The following is a 13,942-nucleotide window of genomic DNA, read 5'->3' on the forward strand; positions in this document are numbered from 1 at the left end:
CGTCGGTGGTCAGAAGAATGTGGAGAGGTTTTTCGACAGCAGGATGTTCTGGTCGAGCAGGATCTCGCGGCGGGCGACCTCGAGCCCGGAACCCGTCCGGCGCAGCACATCCGTGCGGCCGCCGGCGAAGATGTTCTCTTCTCGCTCGAGCCGGTTGCGGTAGACGAGGAACGCGGAGTGGACGAGTAGGTCGTCGGCGGTGAAGCCGGGATTCTCCGCCGGATCCACGTGCCGGACCGCGATATTGGTGATCAGGTGCCGGGTGCGCGAAGGCGGATCCTCGGCCCAGGCCATCCCGGAATCGAACCGGCGGATCCGCCACGCGAGGCTTTCCTTGGTTTCGTCGTAGAACGCGGCTTCCCCGCGGCCGGCGGTCGACAGGGCCTGCTGACGACGCAGCCGGTTGGTCCGGGTAGGCATCCAGTAGTCGAGGTCCTCGGCGAGGAACCCGAGCCAGTCGACATAGCGGCCCTCATCGAGAAGCCGGGCTTCCTCGAAATAGAACTGTTCGACCTCGAAGTGGATATCTCGATCCGCGCGCTGCCCCGCGCACTCCGCCGGGCGCGCTGCGGTCTCGGTCGTGGTGCTCACGATATTCGGTTCCTTCCAGTGACGAGATCCGGTAGCAGGATGCTCAGCCGCGCAGCAGCTTCCGCAGATCAGTAGTCGTATCGGCCAGTTGCCGGGGGTCGACCGGGATACCGCGGTCGATCATGCGCCGGGCGGCACGAACGGCGTTCGGGTCGTCGACCGCGACCGCGCCGACAACCTGCCCGCCGCGCAGTCCGAACGCGGCGAACGCCCGCGCGCCGAGCTCACCGCGCAGAACGGTGCGCGTCGCATCGGCCATGCGGCCCACCGCCTCCACGTGACGGTCGTGCCGGTCCGTCCAGAACCACGACGCCGACACCTGCGGCGGTGCAGTGCCGAGGATCGTCGCCGCGGCACGCGCACCGTCGTGCCGGGCGGCTTCCCAGTGCTCCGCACGAGGACCGAGGACATCGTCGCGGCGCATCCGCGTCGGGTCACCCACGGCCAGTACGGCGGGGTTGGAGGTGACCTGGCCGGGGTCCACCACGATCCCGCGATCGACCTCGAGACCCGCCGCCGCGGCCAGCGCGGTCTCCGGGACCATGCCGACGCCCAGTACCACCGCGTCGAAGCGGCGGGGTGCGTCCTCGCCGGCGATCTGTGCGGCGATACCGCAACCGGTCTCCGCGAACGACTCGACGGCCGCGGTGATCGTGGTGATTCCCCGCGTCCGGTGTTGTTCGTGCAGCCAGGTCGCGATATCCGGGCCCACCGCGGCGGCCAGCGGCACCGCGACCGGGTCCACCAGGACCACCTCGCAGCCGAGACCGACCGCGGTCGAGGCCACCTCGGCGCCGATCAGCCCCGCGCCGACGACGAGGATCCGCGCACCCGGGACCAGACTCCTACGGAGCCGGTCGGCATCGTCGCCGGTCCGCAGCACGTGCACGCCGGAGCTGTCCACGCCGGGGATCGGCGGCCGCGCGGCCCGGCCTCCGGTGGCGAGCACCACGCGATCCGCGCGCAGGGTCGCACCGTCGGCGAGTTCTACGACGCACTCGCTCGGACGTAGCGCGGTCGCGGTGCGGAGGTTGCACAGCCGGATCGCGTTGTCGTCGTACCACTGCACCGGCTGCAACGCGATCTGCTTCAGATCCTTGGTCCCGGCCAGGTACTCCTTCGACAGCGGTGGCCGGTCGTAGGGCAGCTCACCGGTGTCGACGAGGGTGAGCTCGCCGGCGAAACCACCGGCCCGCAAGGCCGATACCGTGCTCACGCCCGCGATTCCCCCGCCGAGCACCACCACACGTTCGATTCCGCTCATCCGGGCAGCTCTCCCGGAAACAGATAGACCGCGCCGTCACGTACCTCGACGCGATGCGGACACGCCGGCCGGGTGGCCGGGAGCCCGTCCACCACACCGGTCTTCAGGCAGAACTTGCTCGAGTGCAGCGGGCACTCGACCTGGCCGTTCTCCACCCAGCCCTCCGCGAGGGATGCCTCGGCGTGGGTACACGTGTCGTCGAGGGCCCAGACGCTGCCGTCGTCGTCTCGTAGCAGCGCGATGTTGTCGGCGGTACCGGTGATGCTCTTGTCGATGGCGATACCTTCGCCCTCGGGGAGGTCGTCGAGCGCCGCGACGCGGATGCCGGTGGTCATCGGGCCTCCTCGTGCCAGGCGGGGGTGTTCATCAGCTCACGCCACCGCGCGTAGAAGGCGCGACCGGCGGCGTCGCTGTACAACTCGCTGGTCGTGCCCGGATGGCGGCCGTCCTCGCGTTCGGATCCCATACCCATCTGGTAGTTCAGGGCGACACTGTTGGTGATGAAACCGTGCGAAATCGCCTGGACCTCACTCCAGTTCTCGCCGTCGTCCTGTTCGAAGATGCCGCTGGGACCGAAGGTCCTCAGGTTGTACAGACGCTGGGCTTCACGAACTTCCTCGGGCATGGATTTGTCGACGACCGTCCACGCCCAGACCTCCATCTTGTCCGGGCCCTTCGGATGCCAGATCCGGATCGATCCGTTCACCGGCAGATACGAGAAGTTCGGGAACACGGTCGCATGACCGTTGGTGAGCGGCCCCTCCACCCGGGCGTCGCCGAGCCGTTCGCGCAGCGCCGCGTAGTCCACCCAGTCATGCACAGTCCGTGCGTCGAAGCGGTTCTTCGGATGCACCGGGAAGCCGGCGCCGTGCCCGTTGGGGTCCACGTACTGGCGACCGGCTCGGTGCACGATCTCGTCTTTCGGCGTTTTACCCGAGGGCGACAGCAGCATGAGCGCGGAGGCGTGACTCATGTTCACGTGGTACCAGTCGGTCGCGAACTGTTCGGCCGACAGTTTCCAGTTGCCGTCGAGTACCCACTTGTGCACGCCGCCGACGACGACGGTGCCCTCGTCGTCGTGGTCGAGCATCGCGTCCATGTACCACGCCATGGTCCCCAGCGATTCGCGCAGCGGCACCGGCTCGGGATTCCAGGTACCGAAGATCAGGCCGTGATAGGTCCCGATATGGGGCACCTCGACCAGGCCCCAGTCCCGCACGTCGAACGACTCGGGATATCCCTCTTTGTTCGGGACGCTGATCAGCTTTCCCTCGAGGTCGTACGCCCACCCGTGGTAGGTGCAGGTGAAGTTGCGGGTCGCGCCGAAGTCGGCGCGGCACACCCGCGCACCGCGATGGCGGCACGAGTTGAGGAACGCCCGAATCCTGCGGCTCTTGTCCATGGTGACGATGACCGGGTCCTCGCCCATATAGGTGGTGAAGAAGTCACCGGGCTTGTGGAACTGGTCGGTGTGGGCGAGGAACAGCCAGCTCGGGGCGAAGATCCGGCGCATCTCCTGCCGGTACAGCTGATCATCGGTGAAGATGGCTCGATCGAGCAGGCCCCCTTCGGAGTCGACGAGTCCGGAGACGTCGACGTTCCGCGTCATCGCGGCCGGGCGCCGCAAGGCTCCGCGCGGGGCCGGCGTGGCCACGCCGCGAGGAGGTTCGCAGGCCCCGCCGCAGGCGCCGGACCCGGCGGAGGATCGGATGGTGGAGGTCATGCCGACCATGGGAACCCGGCCGGCGTGTTGTGTTCCAGCCGCTGTTCCGTTGTAGGCAACGCCTCCTGGGATCGTGCCCCGGCGGGCGGCAATCTGTGGACATGTTCGCCGCAACCGCCGTCTCCCAGAGCGCGACCGATCCACTGTCCGGCCTGGTTCTCGGAAACGTACCCAGGCCCGAGCCCCGGCCCGGCTGGTCGGTCGTCCGGGTCGTCGCCTCGTCGCTGAACATGCACGATCTGTGGACGCTGCGTGGCGTGGGCCATCCACCCGAACGGCTGCCGATCATCCTCGGCTGCGACGCCGCCGGTTACGACGAGGACGGCAACGAGGTGATCGTCTATCCGGTCATCGCCGACTCCGACGCCGGCATGGGAGACGAAACCCTCGACCCGAACCGCGCGCTCCTCTCCGAACAGCACAACGGGGCTTTCGCCGAGTACATCACCGTCCCGACTCGCAACCTCGTCCCGAAACCGGAGTGGTTGTCGTTCGAGGAGGCAGCGTGTCTGCCCGTCGCCTGGACCACCGCCTACCGAATGCTGTTCACCCAGGCCGCCATCACCGCCGGGGATCGCGTCCTCGTCCAGGGCGCCGGCGGAGGTGTGGCATCGGCCGCCATCAAGCTCGCGGCCGCCGCCGGAGCCGTCGTCTACGCCACCAGCCGCAGCGCGGCGAAACGCACCGAAGCGGTCTCCTGGGGCGCCCGTGCGGCTTTCGGCACCGGCGAACGGCTCCCGGAACGGGTCGACGTCGTCATCGAAACCGTCGGCGAGGCCACCTGGGCACATTCGATGAAATGCCTGCGGCCGGGCGGCACCATCGTGATCGCCGGCGCCACCAGCGGCGCCAACCCACCGGCCGACCTCAACCGGATCTTCTACCTCCAGCAGCGCATTCTCGGCTCCACCGGCTGCACCCGCAGCGAACTCGTCGCCATGCTGAAAATGATGGACGCGACCGGTGTCCGGCCGGTGATCGACCGCGTCATGCCGCTCACCGATATTCACAAAGCCTTTCAGCTCATGATCGACGGCGGCCTGACCGGCAAGCTCGTCATCCACCCGACCGTCACAACGCAGTGAGGAACCGATCCGTCATGACCGCAGCCCTCGTCGGCCTCTCGCACTCACCCCTGATCGGCAAGAACGACCCCGCCCCGGAAATCCTCGCCCGCATCGGCGACGCTCTGGACGGGGCCCGGGCCTTCGTCCGCGAGTTCGACCCGGAACTGGTCGTGCTCTTCGCACCCGACCATTACAACGGGTTCTTCTACAAAGAGATGCCGCCGTTCTGCCTGGCGACCGACGCGCACGCCGTGGGCGATTTCGGCTCCGCCGCCGGTCCGCTCTCGGTGAACTCCACCGCGGCCCGGTCCCTGGCGCAAGGTGTTCTCGATCGAGGGGTCGATCTGACGGTATCGGCCCGAATGACCGTCGACCACGGGTTCGTCCAGCCCCTCGAGGTGCTTTTCGGGGGAATCGACCGGGTTCCGGTCGTACCGATCTTCATCAACGGCGTGGCCACACCACTCGGCCCACTGCACCGGATACGTGCACTGGGCACCGCTGTCGGCGCGGCCGCCTCGGATCTCGACGCACGAGTGCTGTTCCTCGCCTCCGGCGGACTCTCTCACGACCCGCCGGTACCCACTCTCGACGGCGCGCCTCCGCGCGTCGCCGAGGCCCTCATCGAAGGCCATCCCCCCACTCCGGAACAACGGGCCAAAGGGGAAGAACGGGTGGTCCGCGCGGGGCGCGACTATGCCGCCGGATCGACCACGATGATCCCGATCAACCCCACCTGGGACAACCACGTCCTCGACACCTTCGAAAACGGCACACTCGCCGATATCGACGACTGGACCGTCGAATGGATGGCCGCCGAGGGCGGAGGCTCATCCCATGAGGTACGGACCTGGATCGCCGCCTACGCCGCCCTCGCCGCCACCGGCTCGTACACAATGACCTCACGCTTCTACCAGCCGGTACCCGAGTGGATCGCCGGCTTCTCGGTCACCACCGCGACCCCCGGCCGCTGACCGCTCGTGCTGGAAGCCGGTGGCTGCGTCCGACAGAGAGGACTACCGCCGAGTATTTCCCTACAGCGCGTTCCAGTTCCAGGGTTTTTGGACGCGGCCGCGTAGGCAGGCGATGCGGTGGGTGGCTTCAACTCGGGCGGTGGGGCTGTGGTGGGACAGGCTGATGGCGAAGGCGGTCCAGCGGAGTTCTTGGACATCGGCGTAGATGCGGAATTCCGGTGTGATGGTCATGTCGTCGCCGTAGGCGGCGACAAAGGCGTGGTAGTCGGTGGCGTGGAGGCGGTTGAAGTCGGTGTGGTCGACGGCGAGTTGGATGAGGTCCCATTCCGGGCGCCCGAGGGAGACCTTGTCGAGGTCGAGGAATATTGGTGTGCCGGTTGGGGGGACGAGGAGGTTGCCTTGCCAGGCGTCGCCGTGGATGACCGAGGTTCGGTTCACCGGCGGGAGTTGTTCGTAGCGTTGCCGGAGTTCCCTGCAGTGCTGGGTCAGCCAGTGCCGGTCGGCGTCGGTGAGTGTGGTGGCTGTGGTGATTCGCTCATCGAGTCCGGCAAACGGTTGGTATTCGGGGAGTTCGAAGGTGGTCGGTGGGGTGAGGCGGTGTAGGCGGGCGAGGGCCGTGCCGAGTTCGCTGGGGTTGGCGGGGCGGTGGTCGGGGATGAGCCGCCACCAGGTGACGGGGTGGTCGTCGATGACGATCGGCTGCGGCAGTGTGTCCACGGCGTGGACAGCGAGGATGTCGGAGTCGTTGAGCCAGTGGGAGACGCGTAGCTCGCGACGGGCGGTGTCGGCGCTGCCGGGTTTCCCGATACGGGCGATAACGCCGCCGGCGAGTTCGAAGATCGCGTGGGCTCCGGTGCGGAGCGGGGTGGCGGTGGAGGCGTCGAGGCCAGCGTGGGCGGCGGCTTGTTCGAGGATGCCGGCTGCCGAGGCGAGAGTCATGGTGTCGCCTCTAGTTCCGGTAGGGCGGCGATGGTGTGGCGGAGTTCGGCAACTTCGGCAATTCTGCGGTGTGGTGTCGTGGCGGCGGTGAGACTCATGATTTCGTCGCGGATACGTTGGGAGTGGAATTGTATGGCGTCGGTGACGGCTTGCATGCCGAGGGCCGCGGCGGCGCGCGGGTCGCCGAGTTGCATGGTGAGGGTGGCCAGGCGGGTGCGGGAGAAGGTTCGTGAGCGGGGGTAATTGTCGCACTGGAGTTGGATGGCTTGGTGGATGCGGGGTGCGGCCAGTTCGATTCGCTGGCGTGCGAGGGCGACGGGGATGAGCGCTTTGCCGGTGCTGCCGAGGTGTTCGGCGTGGTCGTAGTAGCACATCCAGGCGGGGTCTTCGTCGGGGCTGCGGGCGGCGAAATGTTCGTCGGCGCGGGCTACTTCGGAGAGGGCGTCGTCGGTGCGGTCGAGTGCTGAGAGGAATTGGGCGCGCAGGGTGGCGAGCATGGCACGGGTCGTTCCGGTGAGGCGGTCGGCGCGGACTTGGGCGAGTTCGATCAGTGAAAGTGCTCCGTCGGGGTTGCCGACGTAGGCGGTTTTGCGGGCCATGTCGGCAAGGGTTGCGGCGCGGAGTTCCCAGGATCCCGCGGCGTCGGCGCACCACAGGGCGAATCGGAAGCGTCGTTCGGCTTCGGTGTGGGCGGCGATGTCGAAGGCGGAGTAGGCGGCGATACCGCTGAGGTTACCGACTGCCTCGCAGAGCGCCTGCCGTGTGGCGGGAGCGGCGTGGGCGTGGAGCAGCGGGGAGAAGACGCTGAGATGATGGGCCGCGTCGTCGGCGGCCGAGCCACCGCCGTGCAGGTTCTCCGCTGCGGCGACCGCGGCGACCGCGTACCGGACCTTGTCGACGTCGGATCGTCCCACGCGGCCCACGGGCTTCGAGCTTGTTAGATAGTCGGTGGGGATGTGGTCGGGATCGAACGGGCTGAACAGATTGACTGCCAACGGATCTCGATGTTCAATGGCAGGCGCCCGGCGGGCGGCGGCGAAGCCGAGTTCGATTTCGGTGGCGTGGAGCACCGCGCACATGGCCTGGCGGTAGTCTTTGCCGGGCCAGCGCACCGCACCGCGTTCGTAGCGCGCGATCGTATGTGCATCGAGTTCACGGCGCCGGCCCGTGGTTCGCCACAGGTGGTCGTTGACCGCTTCGGCCAGTTCAGCGCGGGTCATCGACCGCCCCGCCACGGTCGGTGACGGGGTCGCTTCCCGACGCTGCTGCAGTTTCAGGTTCGGTGTCGGCACCTTCGATCCCCTCGATCGGCCTCGGCCAGTCTATCGACCTGCCCGAATCCGAGACCGGTTCACGCCGATCTGCCCCGCAATCTGCCCTCCTGGCATATCGCGGCACAGACAAGTCTGGAGGAACAAGTTCGACGCACACGCCAGATGAGCGAGAAGCCGATTCTCGCGCGGCGGGAGGAGACGACGATGAAACCACTTGTCTACGGCTACCTGCGACTCGACGTCGCGGGCGAACACATCCGCGACTGCGAGAGACGGATTCAGCAGTTCGCCGACCAGCAAGGCTACGACCTGGGCATGGTGTTCCACGAACGCACCTACGGGCAGGCGGGGTTGGATGCGCTGATCGCGGAACTGGTTCGCGCCCAATGTCATAACGTTGTCGTGCCCGATCTGGAGCAACTGACCCGGCAGACTGCTCTCCGGCAGGGGGTGGAGGCACGGCTGTGGTGTGAAGCCAACGCGGGCGTGCTGGTCGCGGGCGCCTCGGACGGGGTCCAGGATCGGGCGTTGGCGGGAGCGATCCGATGACGGCACTCGATTGCGCCCGCGTCGACCAGCTCCCGGAAGTGCCGACAAGCGCAGGCGAGCAGCCCCCTCGCCCACTGTCCCTCATCCCTCGGCGGCGCGTTCCGCTGCGTGTGGGTGTGATTGGGTTGGGCAGGCAGGCGCTCGACGATCACCTGCCCGGGCTGGCCTGCTGCGAGGCTGCCGAGCTGGTGGCAGTGTGCGATGAGGATCCCGAGATCGTGCGCGAACACCAGTACCGGTGCCGGGTCCCCGGGTACACCGACTTCACCGCCATGCTGGGCTCGGAGCAGTTGGATCTGGTCGTGGTGTGCGTCCCGCACTACGTCGGGCGCCGGGTGATCGAAGCCGCCGCCGAGCACCGCGTGCACGTGCTGAAGGAGAAACCGTTCGCCACATCGCTGACCGAGGCCCGGGAGCTGGCGCGGCTGTGCGAGGACGCCGGGATCGAGCTCATGGTCACCCTGCAGCGGCGCTTCAACCCGATCTACACGAGCTTCCCGCAGCTGGCCGATCAGATCGGGACGCCGTTCGTCATCGACGCCCGCTCTACCCTGCACACCACCGATCCCTCCGACGGCTGGCGTGGCGACATCGCTACCGCCGGCGGCGGCTGCGTGATCGACATGGGCTACCACGTCATCGACCTGATCCTGTGGTACTTCGGTCTCCCGGATCGCATCACCGCGGACCTGTCAGTCGCGGCCCGCCCGGACCGCGAATACGACGCCGAAGACACCGCCCTGGTGCACTTCTCCTACGACTCCGGCCTCTACGGCTCAATCCTGCTGTCGCGATTCATCGGACCCAAAACCGAAGACCTGCGCCTGGTCGGTTCCAAGGGCATGGTCCATCTCGAACGCGGACGCATCCGCCGCCTCACCAACGACGGCGAAGTCGTCGAATCCCTGCGCCGAGAACAAGCCTGGCCCTCGGCCGCAGCCACCCAGCTCGACTACTTCGGCCGGGTCATCGACGGTGAACGCCCCAACCTCAGCGGCCCTCGCCAGCACCTGGCCCACCTGCGCTTCGTCACCGCCTGCTACCAAGCCGCCCGCACCCACACCTGCGTCGACCCCAAGGAGCTCCGGTGAACTCACCTCTCGCTCTGCTCGGCGGAACACCCGCCGTCACCGGCCCGGCCCCGCACTTCCAGTGGCCGCCAACCGATCACCTCACCCGTAAAGCCGTCCTGGCCCAGCTCGACGACACCATCTCCATCTACGACCGCTCCGGTGTCATCGCCGACCTCGAAGACGCGCTCGCCGCGTACTTCGGCAGCCGGTACGCCGTGCTCACCAGCTCCGGCACCGCCGGCCTGTACTCGATGTACGCGGCTTGCGGCCTACGTCCCGGCGACGAGGTCATCGTGCCCGCCTACACCTTCTTCGCCACCGCCACTCCATTACTGCACCTGGGCGTCATCCCGGTCCTGGCCGACTGCGACGACACCGGCAACCTCGACCCCCGCGAGCTTCCCCACCGCATCACCGAGAAGACAAAAGCCGTTGTCGTCACCCACATGTGGGGAATGCCCGCACAGATGCGCAGCCTCGCCGGCCTCGCCGAGGTCTACGGGCTGCAGCTCCTCGAAGACGGCTCCCACGCCCACGGCGCCACCATCGGCGACCGCAAAATCGGCACCTTCGGTCGCGCCGCGGCCTTCAGCTTGAACGGCCCCAAGCCGCTCTCGGCCGGCGAAGGCGGATTCGTGCTCACCGACGATGACAACCTCTACTATCGCCTGCTCCTGCACGGCCAATACAACAAGCGATGCCGCAACGAAATCCCTGAACACCACTCGCTACACCGCTACGCGGTCACCGGCATGGGTCTCAAACACCGCATCCACCCCCTCGCCGCCGCCATCGCCCTCGACCAACTCGGCCACCTCGACGACTACCTCACCGGCCGCAACCGGATCGCCGATCACATCGCCGACCGCCTCGACGGCTTACCCGGGATCGTCGCACCCCGGCCCGGCCCCGAGACCCGGCCCTCCTGGTACGGGATGGCCCTGCAGTACCAGCCCGAGGAACTCGACGGAATCCCCGTCGAACGCTTCCACCAGGCGCTACTAGCCGAGGGATGCCGCGAAATCGACCGACCGGGCTCCACCTGTCCCCTCAACCAGCTCGAACTCTTCCAGACACCCAGTACCCTATTCCCGGAACACGCAGGCGAATTCGCTTATCGCACCGGTGAATTCCCGCACGCCGAACACCTGCACCACCACACCCTCAAACTCCCCGTCTGGCACCGCGACCACGACCTCCCCCTCGTCGACCGCTACCTCGACGCCATCGAAAAAGTCATCCACCACGCCCACCACCTGAAAGGATGACCCCAATGACGACCCACCTCGAAGACCTCACCACCAAAGCCGAAAGCGACGGCGTCCAGCAACTCGTCGTCGGCGCGGTCGTCGAGCACGACGGACGCATCCTCCTGCTGCGGCGCCCCGGCAACGACTTCATGGGCGGCATCTGGGAACTGCCCAGCGGCAAAGTCGAACCCGGCGAAAACCTCCACCAAGCCCTCGCCCGCGAAGTCGAAGAGGAAACCGGCCTTCAGGTCACCGCCATCGGTCGCTACATCGACAGCTTCGACTACCGCTCCGGCAGCGGAAAACACAGCCGCCAATTCAACTTCACCGTCCAGTGCACCGCTCCCGAACCCGTCCGGCTCACCGAACACGACGCCTACACCTGGACCCCACTCACCGAAGAACCGCCCGTCACCGACGCCGTCAAACAGACTCTCACCACCTACCGAAACGCCGCCTGAACGGCGAGATCATCGTGGACGCGGGCGGCGCCGGGTAAGCGGCGACGAGCGTTCGGCCGGCCGCCCGCGGCACCTCGGTCACGATCCTGCCGGTCGGCAGCTTCGAACAGCACGGCTACCACCGACCCTTCATCACCAGGGTCCCGGCGCTATCGTGGCCGCCGAACGGACCGCGCGGTGCAATCCGCCTTACGACGTCGGTGTTGCTTCGGTCACATGCCGTAGGAGAATGCGTCCGTCGAGAGGAGCAGCTGGCCCCGGTCCGGTGACAACCACACCGACAGAAAACGACCCTCACACCGGCTTTGTTGGTGTGAGGGTCACTGTCGTAGGAAACTGTCGTAAAACCCGTCAAATCGGGCATCCCAAAAGGACATAATCCCTGGTGGGGCCAAGGGGACTCGAACCCCTGACCCCACAAAGAGGTTCATGAGACCGATCGGTCCGGCGAGACATCGATGTTCGGCACCGACACCGATGATCGCCCCGGCGACGGCGACGAAAACAGCAACGTCGGTCCGCTGCGAAACAGCGAATTATTCTTGTCTGCAACGGAATACAACGCACATCGAGGAATGTCCATCAGGACTGAACCGCACGGCCTCCCCACCGGACTACCCCGCGCACACTCCACAACGACTACTCAGACCTCGATCTGTCTGGTCGTCAGGACGTCAAGTCAACCGGAGGCAACGCAGCATCCCGGCCCACAGCGCCCGAGCCGTTCCGTTGCGCCCGTGCAGACGACTGACCAGGGAGAATCCCATTCGGCCGGCGATGCCCCTTCAGCTCCACGAGCAGTCCCGTCCCGGTAGCACCCGACGCCGACGTCATATCGACGATGAAAGCGCGGGGTAATCGGGGGGCCGACTCGAGTCGGCGCCTGGACATGGGCGGCTTTGAAACCGCGGCCGACGGAGGCCGGGCCGCGAAGGCAATGGCGGGACATCTCACACCGGAGGAGCCGACCGAAACTCCAGTTGGTGCATCGCGCGCAGTGCCGACTACAGGTTGCCGGGAGTCATGACAACTCCGCTGTCAACGGTCGTTCTCAGACGAGGCGTCGTCGTCGAGAAGGCTGATGGCTTGCAGGTGCAAGGCGAGGCGCATACGACTGTCCTTCAGGTCGACATCGATGAGACCACCGATCGTGTTCATCCGATAGCGCAGTGTGTTCGGGTGGATGAGAAGCTGTTCGGCTGCGCGTCTCGGCTCGCCGAGATGGCCGAGATATGTTGCGAGTGTTCGGACATACTCGGTTCCGCGTTCGCGATCGATTGCGCTCAACGTCGACACCGGGATCATGTCCGACGCTGGGCTCCGTTTCAGTCCCGATAACACACGAGCGATCACAAGTTCGTGCCACGCATCCTCGACCGCTGAGATCGGGCCGGTACGACCCATTCGTGCAAGTTCTATCAGTTCGGCTGCCTCGCTTCGCGATCGAGGAAGCTCACCAGGGCTGCCGACGGCACGTCCCGCGACCACAATGACAGTTCCGTCCTGAGCCCGGATATCCGAGGACAGAGCCCGAAGCCACGGCCAGGTGCCGGCAGTGCGCGGTGACCCTTCGCTTCTCACCACCACCATCGGGACGCCGTCGACCTCGGTCATCGACGGCTGAGCCCACCCGAAACGGCGCAGCGTCAGTTCCCAATGCTCGAGTTGATATTGCAGATTCTCTTGATCTGAGTCCCTGACCAGGGTGGCAACCCGCCACGGTCCGCTGGGCAGCCATGTGGCCGACTCCTCATCGGCCGTGATGAGCGCTGCACGCAGCCGCTCGAACGTCACGCGACGGGCGGCGCCGGACACGGCACGAAGGCGCAGCAGATGCAGTGCGACCACAGACGCCGTCTGTGTCAGGTCGCGCAGTTGTTCCTCGGGAATCGGCCCGGGATCCACTACCCAGATCGAGCCGAGCAGTTCTCGGCCGGCTCGTACAGGGATGATCAGGCGTGGCAGGATTCCGTCGGGTCCGGATTCGACCCAGATCGGATTCTCGGAGGCGTGTAGTCGCCGGAAGACGCCCCGAGATTTGAAGTGCCGAAGGACCGGTTCCGGAACACGGCGTCCGACGATGGTGGAAATGCGGGCGCGGTCGGCCGATTCCTGTAATTCGGAATAGGCGAGTACACGGGAGTATGCGTCCTCGATTGTGACCGGCGCCGAGACGATCGCCGCTGCCGCGTCCGCGAAGACGAACAACTCGCTGTGGCTGACCACATTGCGGGCATCCGGCCCAACCGGAGCCGCGGAATTGTCGAGAATCGCGCGGGCAAGCCACACCACATGCGTCCAGGACGCCGCCGGCTGCAGCTCTATTACGGCCAGTCCGAGGGAATCGGCGTGCTCGAGGACTGCGGAGGACTCGGAGACCGGGGACTCGAGGACCACCGCACTGGCGTTCGCGCGCGCCGACCGGCTCAGCAGCTCGAGCGCGGAGTTTTCGTCCCGGACTCCGTGACACAGCACGAGCACATCGGAGTCCGGGTAGATCTCATCACGGCTGTCGGCGAGTACCACGTCTCGTACGGTGCCGCGGCGACCCGGCACGAGAAGCCTGACCATCGCCCCGCCCAAGGACTCGACCAAGGTATCGATCGCTATCACCCGAGGCTCCTCTCGGTTCTGGCCCCAGAGTGACGCTACTGCCAGAAGCCATCCCGTAGTTGTTGCGAGGACACTAATTCACACTGCCTGGTTGATGCGATCACACAGTGACTCTCGTTGCTGGACGCCCGATGATCAATCAGCATCTACTTCCCGAAAGAGGT

13 protein-coding genes and 1 tRNA gene are annotated in these 13,942 nt (G+C 66.6%); 6 read left to right on the forward strand and 8 right to left on the reverse strand.

Translation table 11 applies throughout. The features are described 5' to 3' along the window. Window positions 1–9: 9 nt before the first annotated feature. From ACZ6SF_RS13560 to ACZ6SF_RS13575, 4 genes are read right to left on the reverse strand one after another with little or no spacing between them, the layout of a single operon-like run. The gene (locus ACZ6SF_RS13560; RefSeq protein ID WP_466062418.1) at window positions 10–591 is read right to left on the reverse strand and encodes a 3-phenylpropionate/cinnamic acid dioxygenase subunit beta; all 582 of its coding nucleotides are present in this window, start codon (window positions 589–591) and stop codon (window positions 10–12) included. Between the two features lie 43 nt (window positions 592–634). Then, complete coding sequence (locus tag ACZ6SF_RS13565) at window positions 635–1,846, reverse strand: NAD(P)/FAD-dependent oxidoreductase (RefSeq protein ID WP_466062970.1); 1,212 nt, start codon at window positions 1,844–1,846, stop codon at window positions 635–637. Window positions 1,847–1,851: 5 nt separating this feature from the next. Continuing rightward, window positions 1,852–2,190, reverse strand: coding sequence for a non-heme iron oxygenase ferredoxin subunit (locus ACZ6SF_RS13570; protein ID WP_466062419.1), 339 nt, complete (start codon window positions 2,188–2,190; stop codon window positions 1,852–1,854). Continuing rightward, window positions 2,187–3,359 (reverse strand): aromatic ring-hydroxylating dioxygenase subunit alpha, encoded by a 1,173-nt coding sequence (locus ACZ6SF_RS13575; RefSeq protein WP_466062971.1) that lies wholly within the window; start codon window positions 3,357–3,359, stop codon window positions 2,187–2,189. Before ACZ6SF_RS13575 ends, ACZ6SF_RS13570 begins: the two co-directional genes overlap by 4 nt. A gap of 320 nt (window positions 3,360–3,679) precedes the next feature. On the opposite strand from ACZ6SF_RS13575, the gene ACZ6SF_RS13580 reads away from it, so the two are divergent. Continuing rightward, complete coding sequence (locus ACZ6SF_RS13580; protein WP_466062420.1) at window positions 3,680–4,663, forward strand: zinc-binding dehydrogenase; 984 nt, start codon at window positions 3,680–3,682, stop codon at window positions 4,661–4,663. A 14-nt stretch (window positions 4,664–4,677) separates the two neighbouring features. Continuing rightward, window positions 4,678–5,619, forward strand: coding sequence for a 3-carboxyethylcatechol 2,3-dioxygenase (locus tag ACZ6SF_RS13585; RefSeq protein ID WP_466062421.1), 942 nt, complete (start codon window positions 4,678–4,680; stop codon window positions 5,617–5,619). Between the two features lie 60 nt (window positions 5,620–5,679). Here ACZ6SF_RS13585 and ACZ6SF_RS13590 read toward each other — a convergent pair whose 3' ends face one another. Together ACZ6SF_RS13590 and ACZ6SF_RS13595 are read right to left on the reverse strand one after the other, a co-directional pair. Then, the gene (locus tag ACZ6SF_RS13590; protein WP_466062422.1) at window positions 5,680–6,558 is read right to left on the reverse strand and encodes a phosphotransferase; all 879 of its coding nucleotides are present in this window, start codon (window positions 6,556–6,558) and stop codon (window positions 5,680–5,682) included. Further along, window positions 6,555–7,850 (reverse strand): XRE family transcriptional regulator, encoded by a 1,296-nt coding sequence (locus ACZ6SF_RS13595; protein WP_466062423.1) that lies wholly within the window; start codon window positions 7,848–7,850, stop codon window positions 6,555–6,557. The genes ACZ6SF_RS13590 and ACZ6SF_RS13595 overlap by 4 nt, the downstream gene beginning before the upstream one ends. Before the next feature lie 144 nt (window positions 7,851–7,994). Here ACZ6SF_RS13595 and ACZ6SF_RS13600 point away from each other — a divergent pair, with 144 nt between their 5' ends. Genes ACZ6SF_RS13600 through ACZ6SF_RS13615 form a run of 4 tightly spaced genes read left to right on the forward strand, consistent with a single transcriptional unit; the run spans window position 7,995 to window position 11,165 of the window. Further along, the gene (locus tag ACZ6SF_RS13600) at window positions 7,995–8,381 is read left to right on the forward strand and encodes a hypothetical protein (protein ID WP_466062424.1); all 387 of its coding nucleotides are present in this window, start codon (window positions 7,995–7,997) and stop codon (window positions 8,379–8,381) included. Next, window positions 8,378–9,472: a Gfo/Idh/MocA family protein gene (locus ACZ6SF_RS13605; RefSeq protein ID WP_466062425.1), complete on the forward strand. Its 1,095-nt coding sequence runs from the start codon at window positions 8,378–8,380 to the stop codon at window positions 9,470–9,472. The genes ACZ6SF_RS13600 and ACZ6SF_RS13605 overlap by 4 nt, the downstream gene beginning before the upstream one ends. After that, the gene (locus ACZ6SF_RS13610; protein ID WP_466062426.1) at window positions 9,469–10,722 is read left to right on the forward strand and encodes a DegT/DnrJ/EryC1/StrS family aminotransferase; all 1,254 of its coding nucleotides are present in this window, start codon (window positions 9,469–9,471) and stop codon (window positions 10,720–10,722) included. The genes ACZ6SF_RS13605 and ACZ6SF_RS13610 overlap by 4 nt, the downstream gene beginning before the upstream one ends. Before the next feature lie 5 nt (window positions 10,723–10,727). Then, window positions 10,728–11,165, forward strand: coding sequence for an NUDIX domain-containing protein (locus ACZ6SF_RS13615; protein ID WP_466062427.1), 438 nt, complete (start codon window positions 10,728–10,730; stop codon window positions 11,163–11,165). Between the two features lie 383 nt (window positions 11,166–11,548). On the opposite strand, the gene ACZ6SF_RS13620 is transcribed toward ACZ6SF_RS13615, so the two are convergent. Then, a tRNA-OTHER gene (locus ACZ6SF_RS13620) sits at window positions 11,549–11,653 on the reverse strand. A gap of 550 nt (window positions 11,654–12,203) precedes the next feature. Continuing rightward, a complete protein-coding gene (locus tag ACZ6SF_RS13625; RefSeq protein WP_466062428.1) occupies window positions 12,204–13,778 on the reverse strand; it encodes a PucR family transcriptional regulator in 1,575 nt (524 codons plus the stop codon). Window positions 13,779–13,942 lie beyond the last annotated feature (164 nt).

The organism is Nocardia sp. NPDC049935, from assembly GCF_055586645.1.